This is a genomic window from Pseudomonas sp., assembly GCF_050739995.1.
In the GTDB taxonomy this organism is placed as follows: domain Bacteria; phylum Pseudomonadota; class Gammaproteobacteria; order Pseudomonadales; family Pseudomonadaceae; genus Aquipseudomonas.
This window is the reverse complement of sequence record NZ_JBOICG010000507.1, coordinates 1-5,102: the sequence shown is the minus strand read 5'-3', so window position 1 is coordinate 5,102 and position 5,102 is coordinate 1. Positions and strand designations below refer to the sequence as shown.

The 5,102-nt window shown below is 61.1% G+C and carries 2 protein-coding genes; one reads left to right on the top strand and one right to left on the bottom strand.

The window, feature by feature from the left end; translation table 11 throughout:
• Positions 1-1,135: fatty acid cis/trans isomerase (locus tag ACRESD_RS16750; protein ID WP_431751941.1), on the bottom strand; the 1,135-nt coding region annotated here is incomplete at its 3' end.
• Between the two features lie 166 nt (positions 1,136-1,301).
• Between ACRESD_RS16750 and metH the strand changes: the two genes are divergently transcribed.
• Entirely contained in the window at positions 1,302-5,012 is a 3,711-nt protein-coding gene (metH, locus tag ACRESD_RS16745) for a methionine synthase (protein ID WP_431751940.1), read from the top strand.
• Positions 5,013-5,102 lie beyond the last annotated feature (90 nt).

Genomic DNA, 5,102 nt, shown 5'->3' with positions numbered 1-5,102 from the left:
GGAACAGGGTCCAGAAGTTGTCGCGGATCACGTCCGTGGCGATCTGCCCACGGCACACCGGCCCGCGAATAAAGGTGCGCACGAAGTACTCGGCGTTATCCAGCATGAACTGGTAGCGCGCCTTGGCCGGGATAGCCTCGAACGTTTCGAACGGGTTGGCACGACGGCCCGGGCCATAGCCTGGCAGCGCATTGACCTGCCAGTTGCCGGCATAGAAAAGCTCTTTGATGCGCGCCATCTTCTCGGCGCTGAACGGGTAAGTGATGTGGGTTTTATGCACGATCACACCCTGCACCGGCCATAGTCGGTAGTACACCTGGGTACCGGGGTCATCGTTGGGACGACGCGTGGCGATCAGGTCGATGGGCTTGCCGCTCGGCGTGCGCGAACGTACCCATTGAAAGTAATGCCCGGGTTCGCCGTTCTCGAAATAGATATGTGCCAGGAACAAGTGTTCGAACAACCAGCGCGCCACCAGGCTTTCCCGGGCGCCGGGCTGGTTGAACAGGTTTTCCCATTGCTGCACTTGCAGCGCTTCTTTTGCGCTGGGCGCCAGGCCCTGTTCGTCTATCGGCGCGCCGGAGGCGAGCCAGCGTTGCAGGGTCTGGTATTGCTGGTCGGTCAGGCCGGTGACCGCCAGCGGCATGCCTTCCTTGGGGTGACTGCCGGCGTAGGCGTTGAACTCGCCGGGCATGGCGCACATGTTTTCACGGCTCAGGCCCAGCACAATGTCTTCGGGCAACTTGGCGTTGGGTTGTAACGGCGCGTTGTGGCCCAGCTCCAGCATGCGTGCCATCAACGCGGCCTGGCTGCCTTGGGCGTCCAGCACCGAATAAAAGCCCTTTTGCTGCCAGGCTTGCTTGCCGAACGCATCGTAGAACAGACGAGTGGTCGGCGTGGCTTGGCTGCGTTCGCCATCGTAAACCGGTGTTTTGCTCGCGCCTCGGGCCGCGCCCTCCGCACTGCCCAGGTTGAGCTGGCACGCGGAGTCGTAGCAGGCGTGGCAAGCCACGCACTTTTCGGTAAAGATCGGCTGGATATCGCGAGTATAGGAAATCGCCGGAGCGGAGCCTTGTGCCTGTGCGGTGCTGGCAATCAATGCCAGGACAGCGCTGAAGATGAGGCGAAGTGACATGTATCCGGTCCCGATTCAAAGCGTACGCTGAAAAATTGCCAATGATTCTACCGGGCCATCGCTCTCTGCAACATGAACGATATTCATACAAATGCCTGACATGCTCAAAATCGGCACAGGTTTGCTATGATCCACGCCCTCCGTAATGCCTGACCAGAGTAGTCCCATGTCCGATCGTAGCGCTCGTCTGCAAGCCCTTCACCAAGCCCTCAAGGAACGCATCCTGATCCTCGACGGTGGCATGGGCACGATGATCCAGAGCTATAAGCTTGAGGAAAACGACTACCGTGGCAAACGCTTCGCCGACTGGCCCAGCGACGTCAAGGGCAACAACGACCTGCTGGTGATCACCCGCCCTGACGTGATCGGTGGGATCGAAAAGGCTTACCTGGATGCCGGCGCCGATATCCTGGAAACCAACACCTTCAACGCCACTCGCATCTCCATGGCCGACTACGGCATGGAAGAGCTGGCCTATGAACTGAACGTGGAAGGCGCACGCCTGGCACGCAAGGTGGCCGACGCCAAGACCCTGGAGAACCCGGCCAAGCCGCGCTTTGTCGCCGGCGTACTCGGCCCGACCAGCCGCACCTGCTCGCTGTCGCCCGACGTGAACAACCCCGGCTACCGCAACGTGACCTTCGATGAACTGGTGGAGAACTACACCGAGGCCACCAAAGGCCTGATCGAAGGCGGTGCCGACCTGATCCTGATCGAAACCATCTTCGACACCCTCAACGCCAAGGCCGCGATCTTCGCCGTGCAAGGTGTGTTCGAAGAACTGAATATCGAACTGCCGATCATGATCTCCGGCACCATCACCGACGCCTCCGGCCGTACCCTGTCGGGCCAGACCACCGAAGCGTTCTGGAACTCCGTTGCCCACGCCAAACCGATTTCGGTGGGCCTGAACTGCGCCCTGGGCGCCAGCGAACTGCGTCCGTACCTGGAAGAGTTGTCGAACAAGGCCAACACTCACGTATCCGCGCACCCCAACGCGGGCCTGCCCAACGAATTCGGCGAGTACGACGAACTGCCGTCGGAAACCGCCAAGGTCATCGAAGAATTCGCCCAGAGCGGCTTCCTCAACATTGTCGGCGGTTGCTGCGGCACCACGCCGGGCCACATCGAAGCCATCGCCAAGGCAGTGGCCGGTTACGCGCCGCGCCAGATCCCGGATATTCCGAAGGCCTGCCGCCTGTCCGGCCTGGAACCGTTCACCATCGATCGCAACTCGTTGTTCGTCAACGTCGGCGAACGCACGAACATCACCGGCTCGGCCAAGTTCGCCCGCCTGATCCGTGAAGACAACTACACCGAAGCCCTGGAAGTCGCCCTGCAGCAGGTGGAAGCCGGCGCCCAGGTGATCGACATCAACATGGACGAAGGGATGCTGGATTCGAAGAAGGCCATGGTGACCTTCCTCAATCTGATTGCCGGCGAGCCGGACATCTCCCGCGTGCCGATCATGATCGACTCCTCCAAGTGGGACGTGATCGAAGCCGGCCTGAAATGCATCCAGGGCAAGGGCATCGTCAACTCCATCAGCATGAAGGAAGGTGTGGAGCAGTTCATTCACCACGCCAAGCTGTGCAAGCGCTACGGTGCCGCCGTGGTGGTGATGGCTTTCGACGAAGCCGGCCAGGCCGACACCGAAGCGCGCAAGAAAGAAATCTGCAAACGCTCCTACGACATCCTGGTCAATGAAGTCGGCTTCCCGCCGGAAGACATCATCTTCGACCCGAACATCTTCGCGGTCGCCACCGGTATCGAAGAGCACAACAACTACGCCGTCGACTTCATCAACGCCTGCGCCTACATCCGCGACGAGCTGCCGTATGCACTGACCTCCGGCGGCGTGTCCAACGTATCGTTCTCGTTCCGTGGTAACAACCCGGTACGTGAGGCGATCCACTCGGTGTTCCTGCTGTACGCGATCCGCAACGGCCTGACCATGGGTATCGTCAACGCCGGCCAACTGGAGATCTACGACCAGATCCCGGCCGAGTTGCGCGACGCCGTGGAAGACGTGGTGCTCAACCGCACCCCGGACGGCACCGACGCCCTGCTTGCCATTGCCGACAAGTACAAAGGCGACGGCAGCATCAAGGAAGCCGAGACCGAGGAATGGCGTAGCTGGGACGTGAACAAGCGTCTGGAACATGCACTGGTCAAGGGCATCACCACGCACATTGTCGAAGACACCGAGGAATCGCGACTGTCGTTCGCGCGGCCGATCGAAGTGATCGAAGGCCCGTTGATGTCCGGCATGAACATCGTCGGCGACCTGTTTGGCGCGGGCAAAATGTTCCTGCCCCAGGTGGTGAAATCCGCCCGGGTGATGAAGCAAGCCGTGGCCCACTTGATCCCGTTCATCGAGCTGGAAAAAGGCGACAAGCCGGAGGCCAAGGGCAAGATCCTGATGGCGACCGTCAAAGGCGACGTGCACGACATCGGCAAGAACATCGTCGGCGTGGTACTCGGCTGCAACGGCTATGACATCGTCGACCTCGGTGTGATGGTGCCCGCGGAGAAGATCCTGCAGGTGGCCAAGGAGCAGAAGTGCGACATCATCGGGCTGTCCGGCCTGATTACGCCGTCCCTCGACGAGATGGTGCATGTAGCCCGTGAGATGCAGCGCCAGGACTTCCACCTGCCGCTGATGATCGGTGGCGCGACCACCTCCAAAGCGCACACGGCGGTGAAGATCGAGCCCAAGTACAGCAACGACGCGGTGGTGTACGTCACCGACGCCTCGCGTGCAGTAGGCGTGGCCACGCAGTTGCTGTCCAAGGAGTTGAAGGCCGGCTTTGTCGAACGCACCCGCGAAGAGTACGTGGAAGTGCGTGAGCGTACTTCCAACCGTAGCGCCCGCACCGAGCGCCTGAGCTACGCGGCGGCCATCGCCAAGAAGCCGCAGTTCGACTGGAGCACCTACACGCCGGTGGTTCCGACCTTCACTGGCGCCAAGGTGCTGGACAACATCGACCTCAACGTCCTGGCCGAGTACATCGACTGGACGCCGTTCTTCATCTCCTGGGACTTGGCCGGCAAGTTCCCGCGCATCCTCACCGATGAAGTGGTGGGTGAAGCGGCCACCGCGCTGTACGCCGACGCCCAGGAAATGCTCAAGAAGCTGATCGACGAAAAACTCATCAGCGCCCGTGCGGTATTCGGCTTCTGGCCGACCAATCAGGTACGCGACGATGATTTGGAAGTCTACGGCGAAGACGGCAAGCCCCTGGCGACCCTGCACCACCTGCGCCAGCAGATTATCAAGACCGACGGCAAGCCGAACTTCTCCCTGGCCGACTTCGTGGCGCCCAAGGACAGCGGCGTGACTGACTACATCGGTGGCTTCATCACCACCGCTGGCATCGGCGCCGAAGAGGTCGCCAAGGCTTACCAGGACGCGGGCGACGACTACAACTCGATCATGGTCAAGGCCCTGGCCGACCGCCTGGCCGAAGCCTGCGCCGAGTGGCTGCACCAGCAAGTGCGTAAAGACTACTGGGGTTACGCCAAGGACGAGCAACTGGACAACGAGGCGCTGATCAAGGAGCAATACAGCGGCATCCGCCCTGCCCCAGGTTACCCGGCGTGCCCGGATCACACCGAGAAAGGCACCCTGTTCCAACTGCTGGACCCAGAGGCACGTGAGATGCAAGCCGGTCGCAGCGGCGTGTTCCTTACCGAACACTACGCGATGTTCCCGGCGGCAGCGGTCAGCGGCTGGTACTTCGCCCATCCGCAGGCGCAATATTTTGCCGTGGGCAAGGTCGACAAGGACCAGGTGACGAGCTACACCGCGCGTAAAGGCCAGGACCTGACCGTGACCGAGCGTTGGCTCGCGCCAAACCTGGGTTACGACAACTGATCCGATACCGCATAGATCAAACCTGTGGGAGCTGGTACTGCTGATGAATAGGCCGCCTGTGCCACCGCCTTCGCAGCCTCGCTAAAGCTC

What these genes read in the sequence shown, in the direction of transcription:
- metH (WP_431751940.1), top strand. Translation starts at nt 1,302, where the DNA reads ATGTCCGATCGTAGCGCTCGTCTGCAAGCCCTTCACCAAGCCCTCAAG.